At 73.9% G+C, this 14,513-nt stretch carries 14 protein-coding genes; 5 read left to right on the plus strand and 9 right to left on the minus strand.

Annotated elements, in window-relative coordinates; all coding sequences use genetic code 11:
• Window positions 1-48: 48 nt before the first annotated feature.
• Window positions 49-1,770: a S8 family serine peptidase gene (locus D4B81_RS13720; protein ID WP_122263307.1), complete on the minus strand. Its 1,722-nt coding sequence runs from the start codon at window positions 1,768-1,770 to the stop codon at window positions 49-51.
• A gap of 241 nt (window positions 1,771-2,011) precedes the next feature.
• Here D4B81_RS13720 and glmM point away from each other — a divergent pair, with 241 nt between their 5' ends.
• Complete coding sequence (gene glmM / locus D4B81_RS13725; protein WP_122263166.1) at window positions 2,012-3,358, plus strand: phosphoglucosamine mutase; 1,347 nt, start codon at window positions 2,012-2,014, stop codon at window positions 3,356-3,358.
• 43 nt (window positions 3,359-3,401) lie between these two features.
• On the opposite strand, the gene D4B81_RS13730 is transcribed toward glmM, so the two are convergent.
• Complete coding sequence (locus D4B81_RS13730; protein WP_122263167.1) at window positions 3,402-4,448, minus strand: MauE/DoxX family redox-associated membrane protein; 1,047 nt, start codon at window positions 4,446-4,448, stop codon at window positions 3,402-3,404.
• A 31-nt stretch (window positions 4,449-4,479) separates the two neighbouring features.
• Window positions 4,480-4,992 (minus strand): beta-class carbonic anhydrase, encoded by a 513-nt coding sequence (locus D4B81_RS13735; protein ID WP_097189174.1) that lies wholly within the window; start codon window positions 4,990-4,992, stop codon window positions 4,480-4,482.
• An 88-nt stretch (window positions 4,993-5,080) separates the two neighbouring features.
• Between D4B81_RS13735 and D4B81_RS13740 the strand changes: the two genes are divergently transcribed.
• Entirely contained in the window at window positions 5,081-6,136 is a 1,056-nt protein-coding gene (locus D4B81_RS13740; RefSeq protein ID WP_122263168.1) for a CaiB/BaiF CoA transferase family protein, read from the plus strand.
• On the opposite strand, the gene D4B81_RS13745 is transcribed toward D4B81_RS13740, so the two are convergent.
• On the minus strand, window positions 6,111-7,076 hold the full coding sequence (locus tag D4B81_RS13745; RefSeq protein ID WP_122263169.1) for a carbohydrate kinase family protein: 966 nt from the start codon (window positions 7,074-7,076) through the stop codon (window positions 6,111-6,113). The genes D4B81_RS13740 and D4B81_RS13745 overlap by 26 nt on opposite strands.
• A gap of 7 nt (window positions 7,077-7,083) precedes the next feature.
• The gene (gene glpX, locus D4B81_RS13750) at window positions 7,084-8,115 is read right to left on the minus strand and encodes a class II fructose-bisphosphatase (RefSeq protein ID WP_122263170.1); all 1,032 of its coding nucleotides are present in this window, start codon (window positions 8,113-8,115) and stop codon (window positions 7,084-7,086) included.
• Between the two features lie 90 nt (window positions 8,116-8,205).
• Between glpX and D4B81_RS13755 the strand changes: the two genes are divergently transcribed.
• Window positions 8,206-8,853: a DUF4245 domain-containing protein gene (locus D4B81_RS13755; protein ID WP_122263171.1), complete on the plus strand. Its 648-nt coding sequence runs from the start codon at window positions 8,206-8,208 to the stop codon at window positions 8,851-8,853.
• Here D4B81_RS13755 and D4B81_RS13760 read toward each other — a convergent pair.
• Both D4B81_RS13760 and xseA read right to left on the minus strand, forming a co-directional pair.
• A complete protein-coding gene (locus tag D4B81_RS13760) occupies window positions 8,850-9,131 on the minus strand; it encodes an exodeoxyribonuclease VII small subunit (protein WP_122263172.1) in 282 nt (93 codons plus the stop codon). The genes D4B81_RS13755 and D4B81_RS13760 overlap by 4 nt on opposite strands.
• Window positions 9,128-10,378: an exodeoxyribonuclease VII large subunit gene (xseA, locus tag D4B81_RS13765; RefSeq protein ID WP_122263173.1), complete on the minus strand. Its 1,251-nt coding sequence runs from the start codon at window positions 10,376-10,378 to the stop codon at window positions 9,128-9,130. The genes D4B81_RS13760 and xseA overlap by 4 nt, the downstream gene beginning before the upstream one ends.
• A gap of 18 nt (window positions 10,379-10,396) precedes the next feature.
• Between xseA and D4B81_RS13770 the strand changes: the two genes are divergently transcribed.
• Window positions 10,397-11,215 carry an alpha/beta fold hydrolase gene (locus D4B81_RS13770; protein ID WP_237566001.1) on the plus strand — a complete coding sequence of 273 codons (819 nt, stop codon included), beginning with the start codon at window positions 10,397-10,399 and terminating at the stop codon, window positions 11,213-11,215.
• Entirely contained in the window at window positions 11,145-12,227 is a 1,083-nt protein-coding gene (locus D4B81_RS13775) for a 4-hydroxy-3-methylbut-2-enyl diphosphate reductase (RefSeq protein ID WP_122263174.1), read from the plus strand. Before D4B81_RS13770 ends, D4B81_RS13775 begins: the two co-directional genes overlap by 71 nt.
• 82 nt (window positions 12,228-12,309) lie before the next feature.
• Here the strand turns inward: D4B81_RS13775 and D4B81_RS13780 are convergent, their stop codons facing one another.
• Both D4B81_RS13780 and D4B81_RS13785 read right to left on the minus strand, forming a co-directional pair.
• Window positions 12,310-13,140: a trypsin-like serine protease gene (locus tag D4B81_RS13780; RefSeq protein ID WP_122263175.1), complete on the minus strand. Its 831-nt coding sequence runs from the start codon at window positions 13,138-13,140 to the stop codon at window positions 12,310-12,312.
• Between the two features lie 131 nt (window positions 13,141-13,271).
• Entirely contained in the window at window positions 13,272-14,513 is a 1,242-nt protein-coding gene (locus D4B81_RS13785; RefSeq protein ID WP_122263176.1) for a DNA recombination protein RmuC, read from the minus strand.

Consider the following 14,513-nt stretch of genomic DNA (forward strand, 5'->3'; position numbering starts at 1 on the left):
CCCGGTGGGAGCATCGCTCCCGCCGGGCCGTCGGCGTCCGTCCGTCTCTCAGCGCAGGGACAGGTCGTCCACGAGGAAGGACGTCGCCAGGCTCGAGTCCTCGGTGCCGACCAGGCGCAGGGTCACCGTGCGGCCGGCGAAGGCGTCGAGGCTGACGCTGCGCTGGACGTAGCCGGAGGAGGCGTTGAGGTTGGACCACGTGCCCAGCGTGGTCGTGGTGCCGTTGCTGACGACCTGCACCGAGAAGCGGTCGTAGGCCGTGCTGCGGGTGGTCTCGGCCGTCACGACGCGCAGCCACAGGTCGAGCGTGGCCCCCGTCGAGGGGACCGTGAGCTGCTGGGTGAGCGACTCGGTGGTCGTGCGTCCCCACCCGCCGAACCAGGCCTTGTTGACGCCGGTGCGGGCCGGGTAGCTGCCCGCGCCGATGACGCCCGTGTTGCCGGCCCACCCGGTCGCCCCGCTCTCGAAGCCGCCGTTGACGATGCCGGTGGGCACCGGCTCGGGCTCGGGCACGGTGCCGCCGCCGGTGAGCGCCGGGGTGTAGAGGAGGCGGTTCGGGGAGCCGCTGCCCAGGCTGGTCAGCCGACCGGTGGTGGCGCCGTTGACGATGGCCGAGGTGACCTGCGCGGGGCTCGCGGAGGGGTTGCCCTGCAGGTAGAGGGCGGCCGCGCCCGCCACGTGCGGCGAGGCCATGGAGGTGCCGGAGATGGTGTTCGTCGCCGACGTGCTGGTGTACCACGCGGACGTGATCGAGCTGCCGGGCGCGAACAGGTCGACGCACGAGCCGAAGTTGGAGAAGCTCGACCGGGCGTCGCTGCTCGTCGTCGAACCGACCGTGATCGCCGAGGCCGCCCGGGCGGGGGAGACGTTGCACGCGTTCTGGTTCTCGTTGCCGGCGGCGACGACGACGGTCACGCCCGCCGCCACCATCCGGTCCACCGCGGCGTCGGTCGTGGTGCTGGCCCCGCCACCCAGGCTCATGTTGGCCACGGCGGGGCGGACGGCGTTGCGGGCGACCCAGTCCATCCCGGCCACCACCCCGGAGTTGGTGCCGCTCCCGTTGCAGCCGAGGACCCGCACCGGGACGAGCGTGGTCTGCTTGGCGACGCCGTACCTCGTGCCGCCCACGGTGCCGGCGACGTGCGTGCCGTGGCCGTTGCAGTCCGTGGTGCCCCGGCCGTCGTTGATCGCGGTGTAGCCCGCCGCGGTACGCCCGGTGAGCTCGGTGTGGCTGGTGAGGATGCCGGTGTCGATCACGTAGCTGCGGACCCCCTGACCGGTCGCGTCGTAGGTGTAGGTCCCGCTCAACGGACGGTCCCGCTGGTCGATCCGGTCCAGGCCCCACGTCGCGCCGGTCTGCGTGGCGTCGAGGGACACCACCGTGTCGGGCTCGACCCAGGCGACGTCGGGGTCGGCCCGCAGCTCGGCCAGCTGGGCCGGGGTGAGGGTGGCGGCATAGCCCCCCAGCGCGGTGTAGGCGTGGGAGACGCCGATGCCCCGGCCGCGAGCCTGGGCCACCTTGCGCTCGGTGGCCGCGCGGACCGCCTCACGGGCCCGCTCCGAGCCACGCTCGCCCGGCCCCGCCTTGCCGGTCGCGGGCGCGTCGAGCATGACGAGGTAGCGACCCTCCACCACCTGTGCCGACGCGACCTCCAGCAGGGGGGCCTTCGCGTCGGGCGGCCCCTGCGCGGCGACCCCCGGAGCCGCGAGTCCGAGGGCGAGGGTGAGCCCGGTGAGGGCGGCGAGCGTGCGGCGGCGGGTGTGGGTCATGGCGTGCCTTCCAAGGTGGGTGGGCACCGCGCCGGTGCGGTGCATCCCGTATCGTGCGCCTCCCCCTTGACGTCGCGACAGCCCCCGAGGGGCCCGTTGGGCAAACCTGTACCGAAAAATGACCGAGCCTTGACCGATCCGTGGGACCACCTTGACCGGCACCCCCTGCGGGAGCGGTGGGGCATACTGTCGGACTGTCCCGCCGAGCGGCGGGCGACCTCGACATCCGGGAACAGGACACATGGCACGACTCTTCGGCACGGACGGCGTGCGCGGCCTCGCCAACAAGGACATCACCGCCGAGCTGGCTCTCGACCTGTCGGTGGCGGTGGCCCACGAGCTGGGCGGGCAGGGCCTCTTCGGCGGGCGCCGCGCCACGGCCGTGGTCGGGCGTGACCCCCGCGCCTCCGGGGAGTTCCTCGCGATGGCGGTGATGGCCGGTCTGGCCTCGGCGGGGGTGGACGTCCTCGACGCGGGCGTCCTGCCGACCCCGGCCATCGCCTACCTGACCCAGCGGATGAACGCGGAGATGGGGGCCATGCTCTCCGCCTCCCACAACGCGATGCCGGACAACGGGCTGAAGTTCTTCGAACGGGGCGGTCACAAGCTCGCCGACGACCTCGAGGACCGCATCTCCGAGCGCGTCGGCGTGACCTGGGAACGGCCCACCGGGGCGGCGGTCGGCCGGATCCGTCCGTTCCAGCGGGGTGCGGAGTTCTACATCGAGCACCTGCTGCAGGCGGTCCCCGGCCGGCTGGACGGGCTGCACGTGGTCCTCGACGCCGCGCACGGTGCCGCCTCCGCGGTCGGTCCGGAGGTCTTCCGCAGCGCCGGGGCCACCGTCGACGTCATCGGCGGCGAGCCGGACGGGCTCAACATCAACGACGGCTACGGCTCGACCCATCTCGCTCAGCTCCAGGAGGCGGTCCGGCTGCGCGGGGCCGACATGGGGGTCGCCTTCGACGGTGACGCCGACCGCTGCCTGGCGGTGGACGCCGACGGCTCCCAGGTCGACGGTGACCAGATCATGGCCATCCTCGCGCTGTCGATGCGCGAGCGGGGCACCCTGACCGACGACACCCTGGTCGCCACCGTGATGAGCAACCTCGGGCTGATCCAGGCGATGGAGCGCGAGGGGATCACCGTCGTGCAGACGGCGGTGGGCGACCGCTACGTGCTCGAGGAGATGCGGGCCCACGGCTACTCCCTCGGCGGCGAGCAGTCCGGCCACGTCATCATGCTGGAGCACGGCACCACCGGTGACGGGGTGCTCACGGCGCTCTCCCTGGCGCAGCGCGTCGTCTCCTCCGGCACCCCCCTCGGGGAGCTGGCCGCCGTGATGAACCGGCTGCCGCAGGTGCTCGTCAACGTCCGGGACGTCGACAAGGACCGGGTGGGCACCGACGACGTGGTCCAGGCGCAGGTCGCCGCGGTCAGCAGAGAGCTGGGCTCCCAGGGCCGGGTGCTGCTGCGCAAGTCCGGCACCGAGCCGCTGGTGCGGGTGATGGTGGAGGCCGACGCGCAGGAGCGCGCCCAGGGGTATGCCGACCGCCTCGCCTCGGTCGTCCGCGAACGACTGGCCCTCTGAGGGACCGGCCGCCGAGTCGCCCGCCGTCGGCGGGCGGCCGCCCTCAGGCCGGCGCGTCGGCCGGGTGGGTCGCGTCGGCCAGCTCGGCCTCGACGTCGGCGACGAACTCCTCGAGGGCGGCGACGCCGTTCACCGGACCGCCGGCCAGGAGGCCGTCGGCGCCGAGCAGCACCGCGGCGGGGCTCACCCCGGCCCCCAGCGCGTCGTAGACGACGGCGCCCGGGTCCCACCACACGCCGTCGAGGTCCTGCAGGCGGGGCTCGTCCCAGGGGCGCAGCGTGTGAACCAGCTGCACGTCCAGCTGCGGCAGGCGCTCGCGCCACGACGCGAGCCGCTCGACCGCCTCCATCGTGCTCCCGCACCAGCAGTTGGCCAGGACCAGCAGCTGCGCGCGCTCCCGCGCCAGCGAGTGCAGGGTCCGGACCTCCAGATCACGGGAGAGGAGCACACCCCGCGGGATCGGGGACCGCACGTAGTCAGCCTCGGCCTGCGGTGCGTCGTCGGTGACGGCGGAGGTCGTCGTCCGGTCGCGAGCCCGGTCACGACGACCGCGGCCCCTCGGTGCGGCGCCGCCCGGGCCGCCCAGGACGAGGACGGCCACGACCGCCAGGGCGACCGACAGGCCCAGCCACAGCCAGTCCCCGAGGTCGTAGCGAGCCACGAGCGCACCCGCCGCGTCGCCGCCGACGGCCACCGCCGCGGCCACCAGGGCCAGCGCCAGGAGCAGGGCGTTGCGGCCGACGGTCCGCCCGGTGATCCGGTGGTCGCCGACCCGGCCGAAGCACCCGCACGTCGGCCGCGGGTCGAAGGTCATCGCGCGGGCGACGACCACGAGGAAGGCTGTGAACAGGCCGAGGGAGAGCGCCGCGCCCACGGCATACGTCAGGCGCCAGGGGGTGAGCAGCAGCGCCGCGGTGGCCAGCTCGAGGACGGGCAGGGTGCGCGGCACCAGACGGTGGCCGAGGAACCCCGGCAGGCGCAGCAGCCGGATCATGCTGGCGGTCGAGCCGGGGTCGCCGAGCTTGGCGACCCCGCTGAGCAGCAGCACGGCGGCCAGCGTCAGCGGCGCCAGGGAGAGGGCGGTGTGCATGATCCCCAGGGTACGGAACCGGGAGGGGGTCTCAGACGAGCTGGTCGAGCAGACCGGTGTCCACGTCGTAGAGGAAGCCGCCGACCTGGGCGCGGTCCCGGACGAGGGGATGGCTGGTCACCCGGTGCACGTCCTCGACGAGGGCGGCGTGCTGGTCGGGGACGACGTGGAAGTGCTGCCACCAGGCGTCCTGGCCGGAGAGCTCGCTGATGCGCTCCCGCAGCTCGTTCTCGGAGAAACGGGTCATCGCGCAGCGCGTGTGCGGGACGACCAGCACCCGCCGGACGTTGAGCAGGTGCACCGCGAGCACGATCGCCTCCAGCGCGGCGTCGGTGACGCGACCGCCGGGGTTGCGGAAGATCTTGGCGTCGCCGTGGGTCAGCCCGAGCATCTGCAGCGGCTCGATGCGCGAGTCCATGCAGGTGACGATGGCCACGCCCGCGCGGGCGATGCCGTCGAAGCCCTTCAGGTCGTGCTGCTGGGCGTAGCGGGAGTTGGCCGCGAGGAGGTCCGCGAAGGCCTCCGGGTCGGTCGCTGCGGTCATGGCGACCCCTCTCTGACGGGGACGGACGTCGGGCATGGGCCGAGGATAGTCCGCGGCGGGAGCGTCCCACTACGCTCGGGCCGTGGGTATGACGACGCGCCCCGGCGGCGGTCCCCTCGCCGGCGTGCGGGTGGTCGAGCTGCAGGGTCTGGGACCGGTGCCGCACGCCGCGATGATGCTGGCGGACCTCGGGGCGGAGGTGGTGCTGGTGGCCCGGCCGGGCGGCCCGGGTCTGTCGCTGGGCGAGCCGGAGGACGACCTCCTGCTGCGGGGTCGGGCACGCACGGTGGCCGTGGACCTGCGGTCCGCCGACGGCGCTGCGCAGGTGCTCGACCTCGTGGCCGACGCCGACGTCCTGCTGGAGGGGCTGCGACCGGGGGTCACGGAGCGCCTGGGCGTGGGACCCGAGGCGTGTCTCGGCCGCAACCCGGGGCTGGTCTACGTCCGGGTCACCGGCTGGGGGCAGGAGGGTCCGTGGTCCGGGCACGTGGGCCACGACCTCAACTACCTCGGGCTCACCGGGGCGCTGCACGCGATCGGACCGGCCGACCGCCCCCCGCCCCCGCCGCTCAACCTCGTCGGCGACTTCGGCGGGGGGTCCATGCTGGCCGTGGTCGGGGCGCTCGCCGCCCTCGTGGGCCGAGCCGCGACGGGGCGCGGGCAGGTGGTCGACGCCGCGATGGTGGACGGCACGGCACTGCTGTCGCAGATGGCCCTGTCCATGCTCGGCAGCGGGCTGGGGACCCTGCGGCGGGAGGCGAACCTCCTCGACGGCGGTGCCCCGTTCTACCGCACCTACACCTGCGCGGACGGCAGGTATATAGCCGTGGCCGCGCTCGAGGAACCGTTCTGGCAGGCGCTGCTGACGGGGCTGGGGGAGCAGGGCCGCGGCCTGCCGGACCGCGCGGACCGCTCGGCGTGGCCGCGCCTGCACGCGAGGCTGGAGGCCATCTTCGCGACCCGCGACCGGGACGACTGGTGCGCCCGGCTCGCAGGCACCGACGCCTGCGTCACACCGGTGCTGACCTTCGCCGAGGCGGCAGGGCACCCGCACCTGCGGGCGCGGGGCACCTACGTGGAGCGGGACGGCACGCTGCAGGCCGCTCCCGCGCCGAGGTTCAGCCCCGGCCCGACCCCTCGGTGAGGTCGGTGCGCGTCGGCGCCGCCGCGCCCGCCCGGGCGACGGTCCAGGACGCGCAGGCCACCGCACGGCGCAGGGCCTCCTCGACGTCGGCGAGGTCGGCGGCTCGCAGCCGCTCGCGGGCCTGGGCGGAGCCGAGCAACCCGGCGTCGAGCAGCCCGCTGAGCAGGCCCGCCATGAACGAGTCTCCCGCCCCGACCGTGTCGACGACGTCCACGGCCACGGCCTGCAGCTCGACCGTCCGGTCGCGGGCCGGCAGGTGCACGACGGCGCCGTCGCCGCCCCGGGTCACGACGACGAGCTCCGGGCCCAGCCGCCCCCAGAGGCGCACGACCTCCTCGACGGGAGCGTCGTCATACAGCCACTGGACGTCCTCGGAGGAGGCCTTGACGACGTCGCTGCGCCCGATGCACTCCTCGATCCGGGAGCGCACCGCGTGCGGCTCACCCATGATCGTCGGCCGGCAGTTGGGGTCGTAGGAGACGGTGGCCGTGGCCCGCGCGAGCGACATCAGCTCGAGCACACCGGTCGCGCCCGGCTCCAGGGTGGCGGCGACCGAGCCGGTGTGGACGTGGCCGATCCCGGTGAGGTCCTGCGGCCCGACCCGCCAGGTGAGGTCGAAGTCGTAGGTCGCCACCCCCTCGCCGTCCAGGTGGGCGGTGGCGGTGGACGTCCGGGGAGCGTCGGTGGAGCCCTCGGTGAGCACGACGTCGGCGTCGAGGAGGTGCTCGCGGACGCGGGCGCCGTGCTCGTCGTCGCCCAGGTGTGCGGTGAGGCGGCTGTCGTGGTCGAGTGCGGCGAGCCCGACGGCCACGTTGGCGGGCGAGCCGCCGACGTGCGAGGTGGCCGGTCCGCCGCCGTGGGGGAGGACGACGTCGACGAGCGCCTCGCCGACGGTCAGGACGGAGGTGTGGTGGGCCTCGAGAGCCGTCCGGCTGGTCACGGCACGGTCACCGCTGGGCGTCGGGGGAGAACGCGTCCGAGATCTCGGCCACCTTGTCGAGCCGGTGGTGGGAGATGATCTCGCGGATCGTGCCGGACTTGGAGCGCATGACCAGCGAGTTGGTGACCGCGGTGCCGGACCCGTAGCGGACGCCGTTGAGCAGCTCGCCCGTGGTGATCCCGGTGGCCACGAAGAAGCAGTTGTTGCTGGTCACGAGGTCCTCGGTGGTCAGGACGCGGTCGAGGTCGTGCCCGGCGTCGAGAGCCTTCTGTCGCTCCTCGTCGTCCTTGGGCCACAGCTTGCCCTGGATCACCCCGCCCATGGCCCGCATGGCGCACGCGGTGATGATCCCCTCCGGGGTGCCGCCGATGCCGATCAGCATGTCGACGGAGGAGTCCTCCCGGGCCGCGGCGATGGCGGCCGCGACGTCGCCGTCGGTGATGAAGCGCAGCCTCGCCCCGGCCTCGCGGACCTCCCGGACGTACTGCTCGTGCCGGGGGCGGTCCAGCATGATGACCGTCAGGTCGTCGATGTAGCGCTTCTTGGTCTTGGCGATCCGGCGCAGGTTCTCCTTGATGGGCAGGCGGATGTCCACCCGGTCGGCCACGTCGGGGCCGACGACGAGCTTGTCCATGTAGAACACGGCGGAGGGGTCGTACATGGTGCCGCGCTCGGACACCGCCATCACCGCGATGGAGTTGTCCATCCCCTTGGCGGTCGGGGTCGTGCCGTCGATCGGGTCGACGGCGACGTCGACCTGGGGGCCCGTCCCATCACCGACGCTCTCGCCGTTGAAGAGCATGGGCGCCTCGTCCTTCTCGCCCTCGCCGATGACGACGATGCCGTCCATGGTGACCGAGGAGATGACCTTGCGCATCGCCTCGACGGCGGCGTTGTCCGCGAGGATCTTCTCGCCACGGCCCACCCACCGGCCGGCGGCCAGGGCGGCGGCCTCGGTGACGCGGACCAGCTCCATCGCCAGGTTGCGGTCCGGGATCACCTGAGGGGTGTCTGGGCGGGCAGTCCTGTCAGTGGTCATGCGGACTCCTTCGTCGGCGAGGCGCGTGATGCCGTGCCAGCCTAGCGGTCGGGGGTCGGGGCGTGGCCCTCCGGATGGGAGGATGGAGGGGTGACCACCGAGCGTCCCGAGACCACGTCCAGCGCGCCCGCGGGCGACCCCCCGGGGGGCGCCGCGGGCGTCACCCCCGGTGCGGCCCCCGCGGACCGTCGCCGCAGGCGGCTGGCCAGCTACTCCGTCCAGAACATGGTCTGGTCGACCCTCGCCGTCGGGGTGGTCGTGCTCGCCTGGTGGGCCCTGACCCTCAACCCCGAGGAGTCCCAGCGCCGCCCCCCTGAGGTCACCCAGACCGCCGCCTACGTCGTGGAGCAGGCGCCCTGGCCGGTGTGGGTCCCGGAGCCCGGGGAGGAGTGGGTCCCGACCGTGGTGTCCTACGACCCGCTCGAGGGCGTGCAGACGTGGCACATCAGCTACACCTCGCCGCAGGGGGAGTATGTCGCGCTGCACCAGGCCGCCGACGTCACCGACGCGTGGCTGGCCGCGGTGCTCGGCGACTCGGCACCGGCGGGGGAGGCGGAGCTGGAGGGGCCCGGTGGCGCCGCGACGTGGCAGGCCTGGGAGGGCTCGCCCGGGAGCAACGCCGAGCGCGCCTATCTCCTTGGGCCGGAGGACACCGGTGGGAGCACGGCCGTGGTGCACGGCACGGCCACGGAGGAGGAGATCCGGCAGTTCCTGGACGTCGTCGAGGCCCGGGACTAGGCGGGCGCACCGCCCTCCGGCTCGTCCTCGGCGTCGGCCGCGGGGGAGCCGCCGTCCTCGCCCGTGGCCCGGTCCAGGGTTGCCTGAGCGGCGTCCAGCTTGGCCTGGCAGTGCGCCGCGAGCGCCTCGCCCCGTTCCCACAGGAGCATGGACTCCTCGAGAGGGACCTGGCCGGACTCGATCCGGGCCACCAGCCCCACCAGCTCGTCCCGGGCCTGCTCGTAGCTCAGGCCGGCCACGGGCACCGTCTCGTCCTGGGGCGGGGTCGTCTGGCTCATGTCGCCAGGGTAGCCGCGGCGACCGGCCGGACCGCGAAGTCGCCCCGTGCGACCGTGACGCGGAGCAGCTCGTCCACCTCGACCTCGCCGCGGTCGCGCACGATCGTGCCGTCGCCGTGCCGCACGACGGCATACCCGCGCTCCAGGGTGTGCTGCGGCGAGACGGCGCGGAGGTGCCGCACGAGCCCGCCGCTGCGGTCTCGCTCCCGGCCGAGGCGCTCCGCGAGCCGCTCGCGGCCCCTCGTGCGGAGGGACTCCACGTCGGCGCGGTGCTGGGCGACGATCGCCGCACGGTCGGTCATCACCGGCCGGCTCATCAGGGACGCGAGCCGTTCCCGCTCGGCGGTGATCCGCCGCTGCACGGCCGCGAGCGCCCGGCGGCGGACGGTGGACAGCCCGCGCAGCTCGTCGGCGACGTCCGGCACCACGGCGGCGGCGGCGTGGGTGGGTGTCGAGGCCCGCAGGTCCGCCACGAAGTCGAGCAGGGGGGTGTCGGTCTCGTGGCCGATGGCGGACACGACCGGCGTGCGGGCCTGGGACACGGCACGGACGAGCGCCTCGTTGCTGAACGGCAGCAGGTCCTCGAACGAGCCCCCGCCCCGCGCGATGACGATGACGTCGACCTCGTCCAGCGCGTCGAGCTCGCGCAGCGCCGTGCTCACGGCCACCACGGTGTCGGCGCCCTGCACGGCGACCTGGCGCACCTCGACCCGGGCGGCGGGCCAGCGCCGGTGCACCCCCGCCAGCACGTCCCGTTCGGCAGCGGTCGCCCGCCCGGTGATCAGACCGACGCGCCGCGGGAGGAAGGGAAGGGGCTTCTTGCGGCCGGGCTCGAAGAGACCCTCGCTGCGGAGCAGCTGCTTGAGGTGCTCCAGCCTGGCCAGGAGCTCGCCCACCCCGACGTGGCGCATCTGCCGGGCGTCCAGCTGCAGCGTGCCACGCCTCGTCCAGAAGGTGGGCTTGGCGTGGACGACGACCCGTGCCCCGGTCCCGGGCGGGCTCGGCATGGCGTCCAGCGCCCCGGTCGGGATGGACACCGACAGCGACATGTCGACGTCGGTGTCCCGCAGGGTGAGGAACGCCCGGGACATCCCCGGCCTGCGGGTGAGCTCGACGATCTGCCCCTCCACCCACAGGGGCGACATCCTGTCCACGTAGTCGCTGATCTTCATCGAGAGGGTGCGGAGCGGCCAGGGTGAGGACGCGGTGGTGTCCCGGGCGGTCGGCGGGAGCGAGGCGGAGGTCACCGGGCTAGCGTAGGGAGGGTGACGGACAGCGCGCCGCCGCCGCGCCTCGTGCTCGTCCACGGGACGCGGATGAGCGCCGCCCAGTGGGACCCCTACCCGGCCCTCCTCCCGGGCGCGGAGGTGGTGGCCGTGGACCTGCCCGGGCACGGGTCGAGGGTCGCGGAGCCGTTCACGGTCGAGGCAGCGCTCGGGGTTCTCGACGCGGCGGTCTCGGGGAGGACGCCGGGCCAGGGTGTCGTCCTGGCGGGGCACAGCCTCGGCGGCTATCTCGCAGCCCTGTATGCGCAGGCTCACCCGGACCGTCTGTCCGCCCTGGTGCTGCTCGGCGCGAGCGCGGACCCGTCACACCGGCTGGCCGTCGTCTACCGCGGGTTCGCCGCGCTGCTGCCACGGGTGGGAGCCGCCCGGATGGCCCGCTTCACCAACGCCGTGGTGCGACGCCTCGGTGTCTCCGGCGCGGCGGCCGACTCCCTCCCGGACGGTGCGGCCTACGCGGCGCTCCCGGCGGCCTGGGCGGCGGTGATGGGTGCCTGCGGACCCCACCTGCTGCGGGAGGTGGGGTGCCCGGTGGTGCTGGTCAACGGGCAGTGGGACCAGATGCGGCTGCACGTGCGGCGCTATGCGGCGGCCTGCGCGGACCCGCACATCGTGACGGTGCCGCGGGCCACCCACTTCGCCCCCCTGACCCACCCGGACGAGGTCGCGGCGGCGCTGCGGACCGCGCTCCGGCTCGCCGCTCAGGGGCGACCCAGCCGCGCCGCCTACCATGGGGCCCGTGACCTCGATCCCCGACACCCGCCCGAGCGACGTCAGCACGCCCGCCCCCGCGACCGGTGAGAAGCGGGTACTGCTCGCCGCCCCCCGCGGGTACTGCGCGGGCGTCGACCGTGCCGTCGTGACCGTCGAGAAGGCCCTGGAGCTCTACGGCCCGCCCGTCTACGTGCGCAAGGAGATCGTGCACAACAAGCACGTCGTGCGGACCCTGGAGCGGCGCGGAGCCATCTTCGTGCAGGAGACGGACGAGGTGCCCGAGGGTGCCCGGGTCATCTTCTCCGCGCACGGCGTGAGCCCGGCCGTGCACGCGGAGGCAGCCGCCCTGCAGCTGCAGACCATCGACGCGACCTGCCCGCTCGTCACCAAGGTGCACCGCGAGGCCATCCGGTTCGCCAGCGAGGACTACACGATCCTGCTGGTCGGCCACAACGGGCACGAGGAGGTCGAGGGGACGGCCGGGGAGGCGCCGGAGAACACCATCGTCGTCGAGGACCCCGCCCACGCGGCGGCGCTGGAGGTTCCGGACCCCGGCCGGCTGGCCTGGCTGTCCCAGACCACCCTCTCGGTCGACGAGACGATGGAGACGGTCCGCGTGCTGCGCGAGCGGTTCCCCCACCTGCAGGACCCTCCCAGCGACGACATCTGTTACGCCACCCAGAACCGGCAGGTCGCCGTCAAGCAGATGGCTGCGGACTGCGACCTGATGATCGTCGTCGGCTCGCAGAACTCGTCCAACTCCAAGCGGCTCGTCGAGGTGGCGCTGGAGTACGGCAGCCGCGACGGCCACCTCGTCGACTACGCGGACGAGATCGACGAGGCGTGGCTGGCGGGTGTCAGCACGGTGGGGGTGACGAGCGGGGCGAGCGTGCCCGAGGTGCTGGTCCGCGACGTCCTGGACTGGCTGGAGGAGCGGGGCTACGCCGACGTGCAGGCGGTGACGGCGGCGCAGGAGTCGTTGCTCTTCGCCCTGCCCACCGAGCTGCGACGGGACCTCAAGGCGGCCGGGGCGGAGGTCACCAAGCTCAAGCACGACCCGGGTGCCATCCCTGCCGGGAGGGACGGGTCGCTGCGCTGACCTGGGGCGTCGACCTGCGCAGGTGACGGCGGAGGGCCGGCGACCCAGGGGTTGCCGACCCTCCTTCCGCGCGGTGTGGGTCCTAGCCGATGAACGGCGCGAGCCACGCGAGGTCGTCGGCGGTGTCGATGCGGTAGACGCCGCTCGTGCCTGCGCAGGTGGTGTTCATGCCGAACGAGGTGACCGCGACGACCGTGCTCGTCCCCTCGATGAACGTCGGGCCGCCGGAGTCGCCGGAGCAGGTGCCGCCGGTGCTGGCGTTGTTCGTGAGCACGACGTAGGCGTCGCTCGTCTTGCCGCCGCCCAGCGTCCGATAGCCGATGAGGTCGCCGCCGGCCTGGAGCCTGACCCGCAGCGCCTCGCTCTGCCGCCCCTGCCCGTTGCTGTCCGGCATGGACCACTGCAGGCCGTACCCGACCGTGGTGTAGCTGTCACGGTCCTTCTTGCGCGTGTCGATCTGCTGCTGCCAGTAGTTCAGCTCGGGGAGCTCCCCGTACTCGTCGAGGTTGACCGGGGTGTCGAGCTGCACCACGCCGACGTCGTGCAGGTAGAAGGCGGCGTCGTCGTAGTGGGGGTTGGTGAAGGGGGTGCCGGTGGCGTCCGCGCTGCCGAAGTCGGGGTAGCCGACCGCGGCGGCGTCGGTGAGGTCCTCGCCGAACCAGATGGCCACCGCATCCGCGCCGAAGGTGCAATGGCCGGCGGTGAGGAAGGTGTCGGCGTCCATCTGGGTGCCGGTACAGCGCCACGCCGGCTGCAGCGCGCCGGTGGGGTCCTCGACGTAGGCCAGCATCAGGCCGACGTAGGGGTGCTTCCCGTTGTCGCGCTCGCCGTACTTGATGGCGGCGGCGGGGCCGGCGGTGCCGGCCACGAGGGCGAGACCGGCGGTCGCGGCCAGCAGGGTGTTCTTACGCATCGTTGCGTGGTCCTCTCGGAAGATGTGCCGGACCTCGCACCCTACGTCGCACCTCCGACGACCTCGACCCGGACGACGCCACCTGGGCCTGGCGTGGTCGCGTCGACGGTGGCGCTCGGACCCGGCACCGGTCAGCCGACGAGCGGCGGGCGTTCTCGACCGTGGCCGTGCCCGGGCCAGGAACGGTCCCCGGCGCCGGCGAGGTCCGGGTCCACCTCCGGACGACCGTCGTCGACCCCTGCCAGCTCGTCGGCGAGCAGCTCCGCGCTCGTGAGCGGCCGCGGCACGACGTCCAGCGGCGTCGGTGCCGGCACGGGCGAGTCCGCCAGGCCGAGCTCGTGCATCCGCCGGCTGGTGACGAGGACCCGTGACTCCAGGGTGCCCACCAGGTTGTTGTAGGTGTCCACCGAGCGTCGCAACGCCGAACCCATCGCCCCCAGGTGGCGTCCGACGGTGGCCAGGCGCCGGTGGAGCTCGGCCCCCAGCTGCAGGAGCTCCTGGGCGTTGGCCGTCAGCGCGTCCTGCTGCCAGGCGAGCGCGGTGGCCCGCAGCATGGCCAGCAGCGTGCCCGGGGAGGCGAGCACCACCCGTCGGGCCTGGGCGTGGTCGTAGAGGTCCGGCGCGGTCCGCAGCGCGGCGGCGAGCACGGCGTCGCTGGGCACGAAGCAGATCACCAGCTCGGGGGAGGTGGCGAAGGCGCTCCAGTAGTCCTTGCCCGCGAGGGTGTCGACGTGCCCCCGCAGCGCGGCGGAGTGGGCCTGCCGCAGCCGGACCGCCTCCTCGGAGGGGACGTCCTCCCCCTGGGCCCGGAGGAAGGCGGTCAGCGGTGCCTTGCTGTCGATGACCAGCGTCTTGCCTCCGGGCAGGTGGACGACGGCGTCGGGGCGGACCCGGGCGTCGTGCCGGGTGGTGGCACTGACCTGCTCGTCGAAGTCGCAACGTTCGAGCATGCCGGCGTGCTCGAGGACGCGGCGCAGCTGCACCTCGCCCCAGGTGCCCCGCGTGCCGGAGGAGTTGAGCGCTCCCGACAGTGCTGCGGTCTGGCGGTGCAGGACGCGCGTCTGCTCGGCCACGTCGGCCAGCTGCACCCCGACCTGGCCGAACTGCTCCACCCGGTCGCGCTCGAGCGTGCGGACCTGCTCCTCCACCCTCCGCAGCGCGTGCCCGAGGGGAGCCAGCTCGGCGGCCGCCAGACGGTCGTCCTCGAGACGTTCCTCGAGCGTCCTCACCTGACGGGCCCAGCCGTCCCGCTCCGCCTGCGCCCGGGCGAGGTCCGCCCCGCCGCGGGCGCGGGACAGGAGCCAGCCGGTCGCCATACCGACCAGGGCCGCGACCAGGGCGAGGAGGACGAGCTGCCACCAGGGAAGATCCAT

It is taken from the genome of Ornithinimicrobium cerasi (genome assembly GCF_003702705.1).
Taxonomy (GTDB): domain Bacteria; phylum Actinomycetota; class Actinomycetes; order Actinomycetales; family Dermatophilaceae; genus Ornithinicoccus; species Ornithinicoccus cerasi.

Coding starts and splice junctions, on each gene's coding strand:
- D4B81_RS13720 (WP_122263307.1), bottom strand. CDS start 1,770: ATGACCCACACCCGCCGCCGCACGCTCGCCGCCCTCACCGGGCTCACC.
- glmM (WP_122263166.1), top strand. CDS start 2,012: ATGGCACGACTCTTCGGCACGGACGGCGTGCGCGGCCTCGCCAACAAG.
- D4B81_RS13730 (WP_122263167.1), bottom strand. CDS start 4,448: ATGCACACCGCCCTCTCCCTGGCGCCGCTGACGCTGGCCGCCGTGCTG.
- D4B81_RS13735 (WP_097189174.1), bottom strand. CDS start 4,992: ATGACCGCAGCGACCGACCCGGAGGCCTTCGCGGACCTCCTCGCGGCC.
- D4B81_RS13740 (WP_122263168.1), top strand. CDS start 5,081: ATGACGACGCGCCCCGGCGGCGGTCCCCTCGCCGGCGTGCGGGTGGTC.
- glpX (WP_122263170.1), bottom strand. CDS start 8,115: ATGACCACTGACAGGACTGCCCGCCCAGACACCCCTCAGGTGATCCCG.
- D4B81_RS13760 (WP_122263172.1), bottom strand. CDS start 9,131: ATGAGCCAGACGACCCCGCCCCAGGACGAGACGGTGCCCGTGGCCGGC.
- D4B81_RS13775 (WP_122263174.1), top strand. CDS start 11,145: ATGGGGCCCGTGACCTCGATCCCCGACACCCGCCCGAGCGACGTCAGC.
- D4B81_RS13780 (WP_122263175.1), bottom strand. CDS start 13,140: ATGCGTAAGAACACCCTGCTGGCCGCGACCGCCGGTCTCGCCCTCGTG.
- D4B81_RS13785 (WP_122263176.1), bottom strand. CDS start 14,513: ATGGATCTTCCCTGGTGGCAGCTCGTCCTCCTCGCCCTGGTCGCGGCC.